This is a genomic window from Salinisphaera orenii subsp. orenii MK-B5, from assembly GCF_003788635.1.
Lineage (GTDB): Bacteria > Pseudomonadota > Gammaproteobacteria > Nevskiales > Salinisphaeraceae > Salinisphaera > Salinisphaera orenii.
Map to the genome: position 1 here is coordinate 75,459 of NZ_AYKH01000002.1, position 16,015 is coordinate 91,473.

Below are 16,015 nucleotides of genomic sequence, written 5' to 3' on the forward strand. Positions count from 1 at the left end.
CGGCAGCGCCGGAGACGCGGGCGGCGCATGCTAGCCGCGACCGGACAGCGGAATGCCGTGCTTCTTCATCTTCCGATACAGCGTGTTGCGACTCATGTCGAGCCGCGTCGCCGTGTTGGTGATGTTCCAGCGGTTGTCGTCGAGCGCGGTCAGGATCGCGGAACGCTCGGCCGAGTCCAGCGGGTTCGGGCCCGGCCCGGTATCCCCGGCCCCGGCGATCGCGGCGTCGTCGCCGTGGCCGGACGCCTCGGCGCTCATCGGGCCCTCGACGATCTCGGGCGGGAGATCGGCCGCGCGGATGATGTAATCCTCGCAGAGGGCGAGCGCCGTGCGCAGCACGTTGCGCATCTGACGGATGTTGCCCGGCCAGGAATAACGGGTGAGCGCGGCCAGGGCCTCTTCGTCCACGCGCGCCTCGACGTCGCCGTCGTGCTCCAGGGCCAGAATGGAGCCGAGCAGCGCCTGGCGATCGACGCGCTCCCGTACCGGCGGCAGCGTCAGCGTGATGCCGTTGAGGCGATAGTAGAGGTCCTCCCGGAAACGCCCCGCCGCCACCATGTCCTTGAGATCGGCGTGGGTGGCCGAGACCACGTTGAGATCGACCGTGATCGGCGTCTCGCTGCCCAGCGGCACGACCTCGCGCTCCTCCAGTACCCGCAGCAGGCGCGTCTGCAGCTCGGTCGGCATGTCGCCGATCTCGTCGAGAAACAGCGTCCCGCCGGAGGACTGGAGGATCTTGCCGCGCATGCCTTCGCGCCGTGCGCCCGTGAACGCTCCGGCCTTGTAGCCGAACAACTCGGACTCGATCAGCGACTCGGGAATCGCCGCGCAGTTGACCGCGACGAACGGCGAGGCCGCGCGCCGGCTGACGTCGTGTATGGCGCGCGCGAACAGCTCCTTGCCGGTGCCGGTCTCGCCGCGCAGCATGATCTGGACCTGCCGGTCCACCACCCGCCGTGCACAGCGCACGTTGTAGGCCATGCGCGGGTCGTTGCCGCACAGATCGGCGAAGCCGCGCGCCTGATGCCGCCGCGCCGCACTCACGCGCAGGGCGGAGTCGTCGTTGCGGGCGACGGTGACCCGACGGCCGGCCTCACCGCTGGCTCGCACGCTGGCGAAGTAACGCCGGCCGCGCTGGACCTCGTGCATCGGCCAGACCGAATGCGACCCATCGGTGGAGCGCTCGTGGAGCATGTCGGCGTCCACGTCGAACACCTCGGCGATGTCCAGACCGACCACCGACTGCCGGGTCTCGAGCCCGAGCTGGCACGCCGCGCTGTCGTCGGCGGCAACGATGTGCCCGTCCGCGCCGACCGCCATCATGCCGTCGTGAATGAGACTGACGAACTCGGGCCGGCTGTGAAAGCGCAGCACCAGATGCTCGCGGTTGGCGTTGAGGAACACGCACTTCTCGATCAGGCGGGCGGACATGCTGACCAGCGCCATGGTGTGCGTCTGGCCGGCACGGGTGCCCTCGCACTGCACCGACGAGGCGTCCAGCACCGCCAGCAGCTGGCCCTGCGGATTGCGGATGGGGGCGGCCGAACAGCTCAGGTCGGTGTGGCGGGCCGCAAAATGATCGGCGCAGTGCACGGTCACCGGCCGATGCTCGACGATGCACGTGCCGATGCCGTTGGTGCCCTGGCGCAACTCGCTCCAGTCGGCGCCGTCCCAGAGCCCCGCGGCGCGGAAGCTCGAACGCAGCGCCTGCTCGACGCGGTTGTAGAGAATCAGGCCGTGGGCATCGGTCAACAGCAGCGCGTAGCCGGAGCCGGAGATCTGGGCGGCGAGATTCTCCATTTCGGCGCGCGCGATGCTCACCACTTCGCCGAGTTCGTCGCGATGCTCGCTGAGCTTGCTGCGGGAGACGACGTCCAGCTCGATCTGGGACGGGTCCAGCCCGTAGTCGCTGAGACAGCGCTGCCAGGAACCCGCGATGAAATCGTCCGCGTTGCTCCCCCCGGCGCGCGCATAGACCGCAGCCTCGTGCTGCGCCGCTACGGTGGCCATGGTGCTCTCCTCCTCGTGACGCGGCTCGCACCCGCGCCCGTTCGTTGTTATCGCCGATGAAATCAGCCGACCGCATCTCGCGCGGCCTTGTCATTGTTCGTCTTCGCTTTTAGCACCTTTGGCGCGAACGGACAAGCGCAGTCATCGCAAAGCCACACCGGATGCAACACGGTTGCGCCACATTCGTGACAGTGCCATCGTCGAAGCGCCGATAAAGACAGAACAGAGCGGGCGAAGGACGGCGAGCGGGCGTGGCCTGATCCTTGCTTCGAACCCGCTCAGGCACGGTCGCCGCGCAAGGGGCGGACACGTGCTCGACACACGCCGCCGCCACCGCATCGGTGGCGGCGTACGCGAACATGCACTGGAGGAGATACAACCATGTGTGCAGTAGCTGCATCCGAAGTCGCGCTGGATCCCAGCGTCAAACAATTCATCGATACGCCGCGCAAGATGCTCATCGGCGGCCAGTGGGTCGCGAGTGAATCCGGCGAGACCTTCGACGTCTACAACCCGTCCAACGACCAGGTCATCGCGCAGGCGCAGTCGTCGGGCAAGAGCGACGTCGACAAGGCCGTGAAGGCCGCCCGCAAGGCCTTCGACGACGGCCCGTGGACGAAGATGGCGCCGGCCGAGCGCCAGCGCATCGTCTGGAAGATCGGCGATCTGATCATGGAGCACCAGGAGGAGCTCGCCCAGCTCGAGTCCCTGGACAACGGCAAGCCGATCTCGATCGCCCGGGCGGCCGACATCCCGCTGGCCGCGGAGATGTTCCGCTACATGGCCGGCTGGGCGACCAAGCTCAACGGCGAACTGATCAGCCCGACCGTGCCCTACGCCCCCGGCGCCGAGTGGCACGCCTACACCCGCCGCGAGGCCGTGGGCGTCTGCGGCCAGATCATTCCGTGGAACTTCCCGCTGCTGATGGCTGCGTGGAAGCTGGCCCCGGCGCTGGCCACCGGCAACACCATCGTCATGAAACTCGCCGAGGAGACGCCGCTGTCCGGGCTCAAGCTCGCCGAGCTCATGCAGGAAGCCGGCGTGCCGGACGGCGCGGTCAACGTCATCACCGGCTTCGGCGAAGAGGCCGGCGCGCCGCTGGCCGCGCATCCGCAGGTGGACAAGATCGCCTTCACCGGTTCCACCGAAGTCGGCCGTCTGATCGTCGACGCCGCCAAGGGCAACCTCAAGAAGGTGTCGCTGGAACTGGGCGGCAAGTCGCCGAACATCATTCTCGAGGACGCCGATCTGGACAAGGCGATTCCGGGCGCGGCCAACGCCATCTTCTTCAACCACGGCCAGTGCTGCGCGGCCGGTTCGCGTCTGTTCGTGCACGAGCGGATCTACGACCAGGTGGTCGAGGGCATGGCCGACTTCGCCCGCAACATCAAGCTCGGTCCGGGCATGGATCCGGAGACCCAGATGGGGCCGCTCGTCTCGCGCACCCAGCTCGAGCGCGTGACCGGCTTCCTGGACTCCGGCAAGAGCCAGGGCGCCAAGGCCGCGGCCGGCGGTGAGCGCGGCGAGGGCGACGGCTACTTCGTCAAGCCCACGGTACTCACCGACGTCTCGGACGACATGAAGGTGGTCCAGGAAGAGATCTTCGGCCCGGTCGTCACCGCGACCAAGTTCTCCGACTTCGACGAGGAACTCGTCAAGCGCGCGAACGACACCGTGTTCGGCCTGGCCTCGGGTGTGTGGACCCAGGACATCGGCAGAGCGCACCGGCTGGCCAACCAGCTGCGCGCCGGCACCGTGTGGGTCAACTGCTACAACATCTTCGATGCGGCGCTGCCGTTCGGCGGTTTCAAGCAGTCCGGCTGGGGCCGCGAGATGGGCGCCCAGGTGCTCGACAACTACCTCGAGACGAAGACGGTCACCGTCTCGCTCTAGCAGGTCCGACGGCATCGCTGCGGCGATGCGTCACGAGCCGGCTGCCGTCGTGGCAGCCGGCTTTTTAATGGCTGGCGTTCGGGCGTCGTTGCACACGCGCCGCCGTCGGCGTTCATGCCATGATGCGGCCATCGACGGTGTCGCACGGGCGCGTCCGTTGCGGTTCTCGTTGCGGGCGCCAGGGAGGAGGAGCATTCATGAACAAGCGGCCGATACAGGTTCTGCTGGTCGACGACCACGCCGTGGTGCGGGCCGGCTACAGCCGGCTGTTGAAGATGGCCGACGACATCACGGTCGCCGGCGAGGCGGACAGCGGCGAACGCGCCTATGCGGCCTGCCGCGAGACCGCCTTCGACGTCATCGTCATGGACCTGTCGCTGCCGGGCATGAGCGGCATCGAGGCCACCAAGCGCATCCACGGCCGCCATCCGGGGGTGCGCGTGCTGGTGTTCTCCGTCCACGAGGAGAACATCTTCGTGCGCCGCGCCCTGGCCGCCGGTGCGACCGGCTACATCAGCAAGCGCGAGGTCTCCGACGTGCTGGTCGATGCGGTCCGCTGCGTGGCCCGAGGCGAGCGCTATATCGGCGCCCTGCTCGACGCCGATCCCGATCGCGGCGATATCAATCCGCTCGCCCAGTTGTCGGCCCGTGAGTTCGAGATCTTCCGGTTGCTGGCCTCGGGTGCCAGCATTCAGGCGATCGCGGACGAACTGTTCCTGAGCCCCAAGACCGTGGCCAATCACACCAGCCGCCTGCGCGCCAAGCTCGGCACCCAAGGCACGGCCGATCTCACGCGGCTGGCGATCCGGACCGGCGTCGTCAGCCTGTAGACCGATGTGGAGACCCGCCCGCCTGCGGCTGCGCCAGCGCCTGATGCTCTCGGTGACGCTGCTGCTGGCGGTGATCCTGCTGGCCGCCGGCGTGCTCGTCATCGTCAACGCCCATCGGGCGATCTCCGACGAGATGGATTCCAGCGTCACCCTGGCCTCGGATCTCATCGAAGCCAGCCTCAGCTCGGGCGACGGTGCGCTGGCGGCGGCGCGCGAGCTGGCCGACATCGGGCACCTGCGACATCTGTGCCTGTCGCTGATCGTCGCCGATCGGTCGCCCCGGCCCTGCGCGACCGACGCCACCAGCCGCGCCCCGGCCTGGTTCGCCGCCGCGACTCGGCCCGCGGAACTGCCCGAACGCATCATTCGCGTGGCTCCGGACACGCGCATCCGCGTGCTCGCCGATCCGCACGACGAAATCGACGAGACCTGGCGTGACACGCGCGGGCTGCTCGGTCTGCTGCTGGTCTTCTACGCCGCCATCCTGGTCACCGTCTACCTGCTCCTGGGCCGTGCGATCGTGCCGGTGCGCCGTATCGACGCCGCCCTGCGCGGCATCGAGCACGGCCGGTACGACATGCGGCTGCCGACCTTCACGCTGCCGGAATTCGACGGTATCGCCGCCCAGTTCAATCACATGGCGGCCACGCTCGCCGCCGCCCGGGACGAGAACCAGCGCCTGCGCGATCATTCCCTGCGCATCCAGGAGGATGAACGCCGCAGCCTCGCGCGCGAACTGCACGACGAGCTCGGGCAGAGCCTGACCGCGATCCGGGCGGACGCGGCCGGCATCCTCGCGCACCGCGACGCCCTGCCCACAGGCGTCGCGGAATCCGCCCGCGCCATCGCCGATGTCGCCGGCCGGCTCTACGACCAGGCCCGCGTGATGATGCGCCGGCTGCGGCCGCCCGGGCTCGATGAACTGGGCCTGACGGCGGCACTGGAGGAGCATATCGCCGGCTGGCAGCGCACGCGGCCCGACGTGGCCTTCGTGTTCGACGGCGACGACACACCGGACACGCTGACCACGAACACCGCCATTCACGTCTTCCGGCTCGTGCAGGAGGCCCTGACCAATGCCCTGCGGCATGCGCGACCGGGACGAATCAGCGTGCGCCTGGCCGCCCATACGGATCGGCTGCGCGTCGCCGTCAGCGACGACGGCTGCGGCTTCGACACCGATGCCACGGCCCCGGGGCTGGGCCTGGCGGGCATGGCCGAGCGCATCGAGCTGCTGGGCGGCGACTTTCACCTGACGAGCCATCCCGGGCACGGCACCCGCGTGGCCGCCGACGTACCGCTCAGCCACTGACACCCGAGACCGGGAATATTTCCCATTGAGGCCGGCGTCCCGGTCGATGAATACTGCATGCACGGCCACTCGGCCGATGCACAAGACGAAAAATCCGAAGGGGATGGATATGGGAGCAACAAGAGGCCTCTGCATGGCCCTGGGGGTGCTGTGCGCGACGACCGCGGCGGCACAGGACAACGAACTCGGCGCCATCGAGGTGATCGGGGCAACGCCGTTTTCGGGCAGCGACATCGACGCGGAGCGCTATCCGGCCAACGTGCAGCATGGCGATGCCGAGGACATCGCCGACAGCGCGACGCTCAACCTCAATGAATACATGAATCAGGAACTGGGCAGCGTCCACGTCAACGACGCGACCAACAACCCGTTCCAGCCGGATCTCAACTACCGCGGCTACACCGCGTCGCCGCTGCTCGGCCTGCCCCAGGGGCTGTCCGTTTACCAGGACGGCGTGCGCGTGAACGAGCCGTTCGGCGACACCGTCAACTGGGGCCTGATTCCCGACGTGGCGATCGATTCGATCGACCTCGTGCCCGGCTCCAACCCGCTGTTCGGCCAGAACACGCTGGGCGGCGCGATTTCGGTCAAGACCAAGACCGGCTTCACCTACGAGGGCAGTGAGTTCGAATTCTTCGGCGGCGACTTCGGCCGCTACGGCGGTCACGTCCAGGCCGGCGGCAACGACGGCGAGACCGGCTGGTACTTCGCCGCCCAGGGCATGTCGGAAGACGGCTGGCGGGACTTCTCGGATTCCGAGGTGACCCAGCTGTTCACCCAGTTCTCGACGCTCACCGACAACGGCACGCTGGATTTCTCGATCACCGCGGCCGACAACACCCTCCGCGGCAACGGCGCGATACCGCGCGAACTGGCCGACGCCGAGGGCCGGGACTCGATCTTCACCTACCCGGACGAAACCAATCCGAACATGGTGATGCTCAATCTCCGCGGCACCGAAGAGATGACCGAGGACTTCACGCTGGCCTGGGGCGCCTACTACCGCCGCAACGAGATCAACACCTTCAACGGCGACGGTTCCGAGTTCGAAGCCTGCGACGGCAATCCGGGCGTACTCTGTGAAGAAGCCGAAGGCGGCGGGGAACCCGAGGTCGTGGTCGATACCGACGGCAACCCGATCGCGACGCGCCCGGCCGTGCTGGGCGGCACCCAGAACACCTCGCAGACCAAGGAGGACGGCTTCGGCTTCAACCTTCAGGGGCAGCAGAACGGCGTACTCGGCGGCGAACTGATCGTCGGCACCAGCCTCGACTACGGCAGCAGCGAATTCCAGTCGCGCACCGAGCTGGCGCGCCTGACCGACGAGCGCGGCACCGTCGGCAGCGGCATCTTCAGCGGCGAATCACTGACGGGCGTGTCGGCCCACAACAGCACCGCCAGCCTGTTCTTCATGCAGCGCACGCCGCTGACCGACAGCGTCGAGGCCACCGTCTCCGGACGCTACAACCGCACCGCCATCTCTCTGCACGACACCTCGCCGGGCTATCCGGGCGAAGAGGACGACGGCACCAGCCTGAGCGGCGATCACGAGTTCAAACGGCTGAATCTGGCCGGCGGCCTGACCTGGGAGATCAACGATCACCTGACCAGCTTCGGCAGTGTCTCGCAGTCCTCCCGGGCGCCTTCGCCGGTCGAGCTCACCTGTGCGAATCCGGACGCGCCGTGCCGACTGCCCAACGGCTTCGTCGACGATCCGCCGCTCGAACAGGTGGTGGCCACGACCTACGAGATCGGCCTGCGCGGCGGAAACGACGACCTGCACTGGAGTGCCGCGGCCTTCCGCTCGGACAACCAGGACGACATCCTGTTCATCGCGGCCGAATCGCGCTTCGCCGGCTACTTCGACAACGTCGGCAAGACCCGGCGCCAGGGCGTCGAGCTCGGCCTGGACTGGACGTTCGCGGACAGCTGGCGCGTCTCGGCCAACTACACCTACCTGAACGCCGAGTTCCGCGATCCGTTCATCACCAATTCCCCGAACCATCCGCTAGCCGACGACGACGCCGCGCCCGGCGACGATCCGACGCAGCAGGTGGAGTCCGGTGATCGCATCCCGCTGATCCCGGAGCACCTGTTCAACGTGGGTCTCGACTGGCGCGCGACCGATCGTCTGATGGTGGGCATGGATGTCATCGGCAACGGTGACCAGATCTACCGCGGCGACGAATCGAACACCGACGACGAACAGATCGACGGCTATGCCATCGTCAACGCCAACGCCTCGTTCAAGGTCACCGACCGCATCACGACGTTCGTGCGGGTCAACAACCTGTTCGATTCCGACTACGAAACCTTCGGCCTGTACGGCGAAGCCGACGAAGTGCTCGAAGGCGATCGCTACGAAGATGCCAGCCGCTTCATCGGTCCGGGCGCGCCCCGGGGCATCTGGGGCGGTGTGCGCGTGGAGCTCTAGCGCCGCATCACAGCATCGATTGAGGTCTCCTCCGGCAGGGGCCGGCCGGCAACACTTTCTCCCCTCGGTGTGCCGGTCGGTTCCCTGCTTTTTTTTGGCACAATCGAGCCATGAATCACCCACGATCGAAAGAGGTATCCGTATGATTTCGACCACGCGCAGCATTCTGTATACCGTCCCGCTGGCACTGCTGGCAGCCGGCCCTGCTTTCGCCGGAAGCGGTGATCGTGACGTCTCCCTGGACGGATGCATCAAGTCCGCCCAATCCGTGCGCCAGGGCGACATCGTCAAGGTCGAGTATCTGAGCGTGAGCCCCGCGGGCGCACCGACCTACGAGATCGAGATCCGGGACAGCTCTGACACGGAGTGGGAGCTGATGTGCAATGCCCGCTCGGGTGACATCTACGAGATCGAGACCGAAGTCGACTCCGCCGACGACGAACTCTTCTCAAAGACCGCCAAGATCAGCGAGGAGGAAGCCAGAACGACCGCCACCGATCGCTTTGGCGGCGAGATCGTCGCACTCGAGTACGAAGTCGAAGCCGACGGCTCGCCGACCTACGAGATCGATCTGGCCCAGGACGGCCAGGACACCGAATTCAAGGTCGAGGTCGACGCCGTCTCCGGCGATATCATCGAAGTGTCGGTCGAACAGTGGCAGATCGGTCAGGAGCCGGAGGAAGCCGGCGACCGGCAGAACGCGTCGAGCGACGCGTCCTGATGATCCCATCACGTTCTGGGCGCGGGCCCGCCGGGCCCGCGCCCAGACGCTCGCTGCAAAGGCGCTATACCGTGGTCCGCACTAACGCTTGCCGGCGGCCACGGGAACAAACCCGGCCGCCCGGGCCATCGAATGGCGGCCGCGTATAGCGAATCTCAGCACGCGGCGCGAGCGCTCTCCCGCCGGATACCCCAGAGGGCTCGTCTCCCGCCTGCCCGGCCCGATCGCCGCGTGGCGTCAGCGAACCAAACACCGCGCCTGATTCGAGCCGAGCGGCCCTCGGGCGCAAGTTTCCAGCCCACCCGGGCCGAAAGTCGACGAGGCTCATGTCTACGCGCCGGCCGACGCCTGTCAGCCCGGCCGACGAGACGCTTACCCCTTGCGCCGCACCAACCCCCGCTGCGGATCGTAGCCCCAGACGGCGATCGCGAAGAAAGCCGCGAGCGCGCCGGCGACCACGGCGAAGGCGACGGCGTTGAACTGGCCGTACATCGCGAAGCGCACCAATTCCACGCCGTGGGTGAACGGGTTGATGCGCGACAGCTGGTAGATGATCGTCGCGCCCGACTCCTCCAGCTTCCACAGCGGATACAGCGCCGGCGACAGAAAGAACATCGGGAAGATGACGAAGTTCATGGTGCCGGCGAAGTTCTCGAGCTGCTTGATGTAGACCGACAGCAGCAGCCCGAGCGCGCCGAGCATGAGCCCGGTCAGGATGAGCGCGGGCAGCACCGTGAGCAGACCCGGCCACCACGGCAGGTCGACGCCGAACAGGGCACAGACCACGAGAAACGCGTAGGCCTGCAGCACCGACAGCACGGTGCCCGCGGTCAGCTTGCAGGCAAGCAGCACGCTCCGCGGCAGCGGCGCGGTCAGCAGCAGCCGCATCAGGCCCATCTCGCGGTCGTAGACCATCGCCAGCGACGACTGCATGCCGTTGAACAGCAACACCATGCCCAGCAGCCCCGGCACCACGTAGACCTGATACTCGATGTAGCTGTCGTAGGGCGGCAGCACGGAGACGCCGAAGACGTTCTTGAAGCCGGCGGCGAAGATCAGCAGCCACAGGCTCGGGCGCACCACGGCCGAGGCGAGACGGCCGCGCTGGTGGAAGAACTTGACCGTCTCGCGCGAGGACAGCGCCAGCAGCGCCTGCAGGACATGGCCGATGCGCGGCAGGCTCATGACGCGTCCTCCACGGGCCGCTCGCAGGCGCTCTCACGCGGGTCGAAGCCGAGGGTGTCCAGATAGTTGTCCGGATGCAGGAAACCTTCCAGCGGCGCGCGCGCGATCACCCAGTTGCCGCTCGCCAGCAGAATCGGCTGGCGCAGCTGGCCGTTCCAGTGCCGATAGCCCATGCGGTAGCCCTTGAAGCCGTCGAGATTGAATTCGTCGCCAAGCATGTAGTCGACGAGCGTGCCGTGGCCGGTTTCACCCGTGCGTTGAACCGCCTCGACGACCGACTTGACCGCCACCCAGGCAGCCCAGTCGTAGGCGGTCATGTGTCGATCGGCCTTGTCCTCCAGCCGATTGTTGAGCTGGCGTGCGCCGTGACGCATCCAGGCCCAGTGCCAGGCCTGCGGTACCAGGCCGCTGCTGCCGACGACCGGCCGTGGTTTCTGGACCGCGAAATTGGCGCGGCGGGAGAACTCGCCCTGGGTATCGGCGATATAGACCACATCGTAGTCCAGCCCCGAGGTCAGCAGCTTGGGGTTGTTCTTCTCGCGCTCGCGCGGGTTGTTGCCAAGCACGAACCGGCGCTCGGCCACCACGTTCAGGCCGAAGCGCTCGGCCGAACGCCGGAAGGAGTCCGCCAGCACGGCGTCGGCGCGCTCCGGCCCGACCAGAAGCAGTACGTCGTTCCACTGGCGCGAGACCAGGTATTGCGCGAGCGCGTCGTTGCGCATGGCGTCGGACGGAATCGTGTGCAGCAGGTTGGCCTGACAGTGCGCGCCCCTGAGGCGATCGTCGCGGGCGGCCACGTTGAACAGCGTGATGTCCTCGCCGGCGAACTCGTCGGCCACGCGCGAGACCGTCCCCGGCGGCAGATCGAGCAGAAAGAAGCGCGTGTCCTGATCGCGCATCTCGCGTATCGCGGCCAGCACCTCACGCGTATTGCCGACCTGCCGCTCGTCGAGCGAGAATTCAACGCCGGCTGAGATGCCCGGGAAGCGCGCCTCGTCGATCGCCACGCGGGCGCCGGCGACCGGCCGGCCCCAGGGCTCGCCCTGGAACTCCTGATCGAGCCGGGCCTGCGAGTAGCGCGGATCCTCGTCCCAGCCGATGTAGCCGAAGGCGAACGGAGTGAGATCGTCCTTCTGCGCCAGCGCCGACGACGGCAGGCCCGCCGTCAGCACCGCCAGCAGCATCAGCGCGGCGATCAGGCATCGTCCGTCACGCCCTCGCCTGCGGTTCGCGAGCATCGCCACCTCTACTCCGACGCCGTATCGACGACCACGCTGTGCGGCACCCGGCCGACGGGAATCGAGCGCAGCTGCTCGCGTTCGTCAACGTCGACCACCGACATGTCGTCGGACAGACCGTTGGTCACGTACAGCTGGCTGCCGTCGTTGGACAGCGCGACGCCCCAGGCGCGATCGCCCACGAGCACGTAGTCCTGCACCTCGCGCGAGGCCACGTCCACGAACGCCACGTGGTTGGCGCGACCGAGCGTCACGAAGGCCTGGCTGCCGTCGTCGGAGAACGTGATCCCGACCGGGGTGACGTCCTCGGGCCGGAAGCCGTCCGGATCGAACTCGATGGTGTCGGTGACTTCGTTGCTCTCGGTGTCGATGATGCTCACCGAACCCGACAGTTCGTTGGTCACCCACAGATGGGCGCCGTCCTCGGTCAGCGCGAAGCGGCGCGGCCGATTGCCGACCACGATGTTGGCCTCGATCTCGTGGCTGTCGAGGTTCACCCGGTGGACCATGTTGGCCACCTCCGAGGTGACGTAGGCGGTCTTGCCGTCCGGCGTGACCAGCACGCCCTCCGGCTCCTGGCCGACGTCGACCTGGGTGACTGCCTTCTTGGCCTCGATGTCGTAGACCGTGAACCGGGCGTCGTCCTCGTTGGAGATGTACAGATGCTTGCCGTCCGGGCCGATGGCGAAGATCTCCGGATCGTCGATGCCGGTCAGGCGGTCGACGACCTCACCCTTGTCGACATCGATGATGTCGATCGAGTCGTCGTCGCCGCAGGCCACGTAGAGCCGGCTGTGGTCGGGCGAGAACGCCAGCCAGCGCGGCCGCTCCGAGACCTCGATGGTGTCCGTCTTTTCGAGGTTCTCGCCGTCGAGCACGGTGACGACGTCGTCGTCCTCGCTGGATACGTAGACATTGCCGGTACCGGCCGCCCACAGCGCGGGGCTGGCAACGAGCAGCGCGGCCGCGGCGATGCCCGGCAGCAATCGATTGGATGAAATAGACATCAAACAGTCTCCTCTTTCTTCTGTGGCGTCTCCCCGGTCAGGGCCATGAAGGCCGCACCGAGCGAGTTCGTTCCGGCCCGTTCGCGCAATGCCGCCGGCGTGTCCACGGCGATGCGCTGGCCCTGGTGCAACACGATCACGCGGTGCGCGCGCTCGGCTTCATCGACGAGATGGGTCGCCCAGAGCACGCCCATGCCGCGATCACGGCAAAGCTGGTGGACATAGTCAACCAGCAGCTCGCGGGAACCGGGATCGAGGCCCACTGTGGGCTCGTCCATGAGCAGCAGCGCCGGATCGTGCAGCAGCGCCCGCGCGAGCTCGACCTTGCGCCGATTGCCGCCCGAGAGGTTGCGCGCGGCCTCGCGGCTGCGCTCGGCCAGGCCGATGCGCGCCAGTTCGTCCTCGATGCGGCGCTTCGCCGCCCGGCCCATGCCGTGGAGGCGGGTGTGGAAACGCAGGTTCGCGGCCACCGACAGATCGAGGTCGAGCGTGGGCTGCTGGAACACCACGCCGAGCTTGGCCAGCGCGGCCCGGGACTCGTGGCGCATGTCGTGGCCGGCGACCTCGATACGCCCTTCGTCGGGCACGAACAGACCGGTCAGCAGCTGAAACAGCGTGCTCTTGCCGGCGCCGTTGGGTCCCAGCAGCGCCACGAATTCGCCGCGGGCGACCGCGATCGAGAGGGTATCCAGCGCCTTGAGGCTGCCGTAGGACTTGCTGACCTCCTCGACGGCCAGCGCTGCGCGATCCGGCGTGTCGGCTGCGCCGCTCATGCCTGCTCCTCGTTGTTCTCGTCCTGATTCGCGTCGGCCCCGAGTATGCCTGACAGCAGCTGCGGGTGGCGGGCCAGCAGCGACTGCTGCGCGGCGGCCACGTCGACGGATTCCAGATCGCGGCCGCGGGGCGTATCCACCGGATGATCGAGCAGCACGCGGGCCGGCGCATCGCCCATGAACAGCACCCGGTCCGCCATGGCCAGCGCTTCACGCAGATCGTGGGTGACGAACAGCACCAGCGGCCGCTGGCGTTCGCACAGAGCCAGCAGCGAGCGTCGCAGCCGGTTGCCCGTAGGCATGTCCAGGGAGACGAACGGCTCGTCCATGAGCAGCAGGCGCGGTTCGTTGACGAACGCCCGGGCCAGGGCCACGCGCCGCTGCATGCCGCCCGAGAGCTGGTTCGGCCAGACCTGATGCGCGGCCTCGAGACCGACCTCGTCGAGCAGCGCGGCCGCGCGCGACTCGAACCCCGACTCGCGCGCCGCGCGTTCGGCCTCGACCAGACGGACGTTGTCCAGCGCGGTCAACCAGGGCATCAGCCGCGGCTCCTGGAACATCATGCCCATGTGCTCGGGCGACTGGCCGGGCCGCGACAGCGGCGCACTGTCCCAGGTGATCGCGCCGTCGTAGTGGGCATCGAGCCCGGCGACCAGCGACAGCAGCGTGCTCTTGCCGGCCCCGGACGGCCCAACGAGGGCGATGAATTCGCCCGGCGCGGCGGTGATTTCGATCTCGCCGAGCACCGCCTCGCCGTCGAAGCGCTTCTCCCGAATCGCGATCCGCAGTCCGCTCATGAGCGCCACCGATTCAGCCGGTTGTCCATGGGCCGCATGATGAAGGCCTCCACCAGCAGCACGATGCCGGCGAACGCCAGCGTGTAGGCCAGGATGCTGGTGATGTCGAAGAACTGGTAGTACAGATGCAGCTGGAAGCCGACACCGTTGCTGCGACCGAGCAGTTCGACCACCAGCACGATCTTCCAGATCAGCGCCAGCCCGTTGCGCGCCGACGCCATCAGATAGGGATACAGCTGCGGCAGAAAGACCCGCCGCAGCGCGGTCAGGCGCGGCAGACGATAGGCCTGGGCCACGGCCAGCAGCTTCGGATCCACCGCCCGGGCGCCCTCGCGGACCATGACCACCACGATCGGGATCTTGTTCAGCGCGACCGCGAGCACGGCGGCGACATCGGTCAGCCCGAACCACAGGTAGCACAGGATGATGGTCACCAACGCCGGGATATTGAGGCCCAGCACCAGGGCGCCGTCGAACACTAGATCCAGCTGCTTGTAGCGGCCCATGATGATACCGATGGCGGTACCGATGGCCATCGCCAGAAAGAACGCCACCGCGACTCGCGCCAGCGTCACCGACAGATGAAAGGGCAGCTCGCCGGAGGCGGTGTGCGTGGCGACGCTGGCCAGCACCGCCAGCGGGGTCGGCAGCAGGTCGCTGGCGGCGATCAGCGCCACCAGCTGCCAGATCAGAACGAGGCCCGCCAGCGAGGCGGTACGGATCAGCCAGCGCCATTTCATTGCAGGCGGAAGCCGTCCCAGAACACGTCGGGCGAGAGTTCGCTGACGCCGCCGGTGATCTCGCCGTCGCTCTCCTGGGCGAGTATGTTGAACACCTGCCCCGCCGCAGCGATCTCGGCCGCGCCGTAGTGCTCGATGATCCCGGCCCGGTAGCCCTCGCGGATGGCCGCGAACACGGCCTCGCTCTCGGGTTTGACCAGCGGTTCGAGCGGCTGCCAGGCCTCGTCGGACTCGGCCAGGATCTCCTTGGCCTCGTAGGTCGCCTCCATGAAGGACTGGAGCGCTTCGCGGTTGTCATCCGCCCAGTCGCTGGAGAACACCCAGCCGAGCAGCGGCGGCACCGTCTCGATGCCCAGCCCGTCGAGCATGTCCTCGACCGAGAGCAGCGGCTCCATGCCGAGCGCGGACAGCCGTGCGTTGTAGTGCCAGAAATTGATCGCCGCCGGCAGCGTGCCGTCCATCACGAGCTTGTTGATCATCGGCGGCGCGGCGAAGGTGGGCTCGACCGCGGATTCCAGATCCACACCCTCGGTCTGGTGCGCGTACGCGCGCGCCAGCAGCCAGGTCTTGTCGATCGGGCCGCCGGCGATGCCGAGCTTGCGGCCGTCCAGGTCCGCGAGGCTGTCGATCTCCGCGGCCGGATTGACCATGATCGCGCCCACCGCCAGCGAATACGGGGCGAACTGGTAGTCCTTGTCCTTGGCCCGCTGGCGGGCGACCCAGAGCCAGTCGGAGACGATCAGATCGACGCGATCGCCCTGCAGCGCCACCGCGAGCGCGTTCTCCGACGCCAGCGGCACAACCTCGATGTCGATGCCGTGCGCTTCGTCGAGACCGCGACGATCGACCACGTCGAGTTCCCAGTTGACACTGCCGAACTTGAGCACGCCCACGCGCAGCGTGTCCGGTTCGCTGTCCTCACCGGTACAGCCCGTCAGCAGTGCCAGCAGCATCGCAGCCGCCAGACACGCCGCCGTGCCCCGACGCATGCGTCCATATATCGTCATTGTCTCTCCTGCCTCGCACCGGCCCGCCTCGCGGGACGGCTGGCGCCGTCGCCCGGAGCCGTCGGTTC

13 protein-coding genes are annotated in these 16,015 nt (G+C 67.7%); 5 read left to right on the forward strand and 8 right to left on the reverse strand.

The genetic code is table 11. The annotated features are described in order from the left end of the window. Positions 1 to 30: 30 nt before the first annotated feature. On the reverse strand, positions 31 to 2,010 hold the full coding sequence (locus SAOR_RS02140) for a sigma-54-dependent Fis family transcriptional regulator (RefSeq protein ID WP_123630021.1): 1,980 nt from the start codon (positions 2,008 to 2,010) through the stop codon (positions 31 to 33). A gap of 381 nt (positions 2,011 to 2,391) precedes the next feature. Here SAOR_RS02140 and SAOR_RS02145 point away from each other — a divergent pair, with 381 nt between their 5' ends. The 5 genes from SAOR_RS02145 (at position 2,392) to SAOR_RS02165 (ending at position 9,200) form a co-directional block, all read left to right on the forward strand. After that, positions 2,392 to 3,903 carry an aldehyde dehydrogenase family protein gene (locus SAOR_RS02145; protein WP_123630022.1) on the forward strand — a complete coding sequence of 504 codons (1,512 nt, stop codon included), beginning with the start codon at positions 2,392 to 2,394 and terminating at the stop codon, positions 3,901 to 3,903. A 197-nt stretch (positions 3,904 to 4,100) separates the two neighbouring features. Further along, positions 4,101 to 4,733, forward strand: a complete 633-nt coding sequence (locus SAOR_RS02150; RefSeq protein WP_123630023.1) for a response regulator — start codon at positions 4,101 to 4,103, stop codon at positions 4,731 to 4,733. 4 nt (positions 4,734 to 4,737) lie between these two features. Further along, the gene (locus SAOR_RS02155) at positions 4,738 to 6,045 is read left to right on the forward strand and encodes a sensor histidine kinase (RefSeq protein ID WP_123630024.1); all 1,308 of its coding nucleotides are present in this window, start codon (positions 4,738 to 4,740) and stop codon (positions 6,043 to 6,045) included. 109 nt (positions 6,046 to 6,154) lie between these two features. Beyond that, positions 6,155 to 8,479 carry a TonB-dependent receptor gene (locus SAOR_RS02160; RefSeq protein WP_185015520.1) on the forward strand — a complete coding sequence of 775 codons (2,325 nt, stop codon included), beginning with the start codon at positions 6,155 to 6,157 and terminating at the stop codon, positions 8,477 to 8,479. Positions 8,480 to 8,621: 142 nt separating this feature from the next. Further along, positions 8,622 to 9,200, forward strand: a complete 579-nt coding sequence (locus SAOR_RS02165; protein WP_185015521.1) for a PepSY domain-containing protein — start codon at positions 8,622 to 8,624, stop codon at positions 9,198 to 9,200. A gap of 372 nt (positions 9,201 to 9,572) precedes the next feature. On the opposite strand, the gene SAOR_RS02170 is transcribed toward SAOR_RS02165, so the two are convergent. Genes SAOR_RS02170 through SAOR_RS02200 form a run of 7 tightly spaced genes read right to left on the reverse strand, consistent with a single transcriptional unit; the run spans position 9,573 to position 15,929 of the window. Then, positions 9,573 to 10,385: an ABC transporter permease gene (locus tag SAOR_RS02170; RefSeq protein ID WP_123630027.1), complete on the reverse strand. Its 813-nt coding sequence runs from the start codon at positions 10,383 to 10,385 to the stop codon at positions 9,573 to 9,575. Continuing rightward, positions 10,382 to 11,623 carry an ABC transporter substrate-binding protein gene (locus SAOR_RS02175; RefSeq protein WP_123630074.1) on the reverse strand — a complete coding sequence of 414 codons (1,242 nt, stop codon included), beginning with the start codon at positions 11,621 to 11,623 and terminating at the stop codon, positions 10,382 to 10,384. The genes SAOR_RS02170 and SAOR_RS02175 overlap by 4 nt, the downstream gene beginning before the upstream one ends. Before the next feature lie 8 nt (positions 11,624 to 11,631). Next, positions 11,632 to 12,630, reverse strand: coding sequence for a PQQ-dependent catabolism-associated beta-propeller protein (locus SAOR_RS02180; protein ID WP_123630028.1), 999 nt, complete (start codon positions 12,628 to 12,630; stop codon positions 11,632 to 11,634). Continuing rightward, positions 12,630 to 13,403 (reverse strand): ABC transporter ATP-binding protein, encoded by a 774-nt coding sequence (locus SAOR_RS02185; protein WP_123630029.1) that lies wholly within the window; start codon positions 13,401 to 13,403, stop codon positions 12,630 to 12,632. Before SAOR_RS02185 ends, SAOR_RS02180 begins: the two co-directional genes overlap by 1 nt. After that, complete coding sequence (locus SAOR_RS02190; protein ID WP_123630030.1) at positions 13,400 to 14,200, reverse strand: ABC transporter ATP-binding protein; 801 nt, start codon at positions 14,198 to 14,200, stop codon at positions 13,400 to 13,402. Before SAOR_RS02190 ends, SAOR_RS02185 begins: the two co-directional genes overlap by 4 nt. Continuing rightward, entirely contained in the window at positions 14,197 to 14,940 is a 744-nt protein-coding gene (locus tag SAOR_RS02195) for an ABC transporter permease (protein WP_123630031.1), read from the reverse strand. Before SAOR_RS02195 ends, SAOR_RS02190 begins: the two co-directional genes overlap by 4 nt. Continuing rightward, positions 14,937 to 15,929 (reverse strand): ABC transporter substrate-binding protein, encoded by a 993-nt coding sequence (locus SAOR_RS02200; protein ID WP_123630032.1) that lies wholly within the window; start codon positions 15,927 to 15,929, stop codon positions 14,937 to 14,939. Before SAOR_RS02200 ends, SAOR_RS02195 begins: the two co-directional genes overlap by 4 nt. Between the last annotated feature and the right edge of the window lie 86 nt (positions 15,930 to 16,015).

Bases quoted from the DNA above. Each gene is read 5' to 3' on its own strand.
- SAOR_RS02155 (WP_123630024.1), top strand. From the start codon at position 4,738: ATGTGGAGACCCGCCCGCCTGCGGCTGCGCCAGCGCCTGATGCTCTCG.
- SAOR_RS02140 (WP_123630021.1), bottom strand. From the start codon at position 2,010: ATGGCCACCGTAGCGGCGCAGCACGAGGCTGCGGTCTATGCGCGCGCC.
- SAOR_RS02175 (WP_123630074.1), bottom strand. From the start codon at position 11,623: ATGCTCGCGAACCGCAGGCGAGGGCGTGACGGACGATGCCTGATCGCC.
- SAOR_RS02165 (WP_185015521.1), top strand. From the start codon at position 8,622: ATGATTTCGACCACGCGCAGCATTCTGTATACCGTCCCGCTGGCACTG.
- SAOR_RS02185 (WP_123630029.1), bottom strand. From the start codon at position 13,403: ATGAGCGGCGCAGCCGACACGCCGGATCGCGCAGCGCTGGCCGTCGAG.
- SAOR_RS02150 (WP_123630023.1), top strand. From the start codon at position 4,101: ATGAACAAGCGGCCGATACAGGTTCTGCTGGTCGACGACCACGCCGTG.
- SAOR_RS02180 (WP_123630028.1), bottom strand. From the start codon at position 12,630: ATGTCTATTTCATCCAATCGATTGCTGCCGGGCATCGCCGCGGCCGCG.
- SAOR_RS02200 (WP_123630032.1), bottom strand. From the start codon at position 15,929: ATGCGTCGGGGCACGGCGGCGTGTCTGGCGGCTGCGATGCTGCTGGCA.
- SAOR_RS02160 (WP_185015520.1), top strand. From the start codon at position 6,155: ATGGGAGCAACAAGAGGCCTCTGCATGGCCCTGGGGGTGCTGTGCGCG.
- SAOR_RS02145 (WP_123630022.1), top strand. From the start codon at position 2,392: ATGTGTGCAGTAGCTGCATCCGAAGTCGCGCTGGATCCCAGCGTCAAA.
- SAOR_RS02170 (WP_123630027.1), bottom strand. From the start codon at position 10,385: ATGAGCCTGCCGCGCATCGGCCATGTCCTGCAGGCGCTGCTGGCGCTG.
- SAOR_RS02195 (WP_123630031.1), bottom strand. From the start codon at position 14,940: ATGAAATGGCGCTGGCTGATCCGTACCGCCTCGCTGGCGGGCCTCGTT.
- SAOR_RS02190 (WP_123630030.1), bottom strand. From the start codon at position 14,200: ATGAGCGGACTGCGGATCGCGATTCGGGAGAAGCGCTTCGACGGCGAG.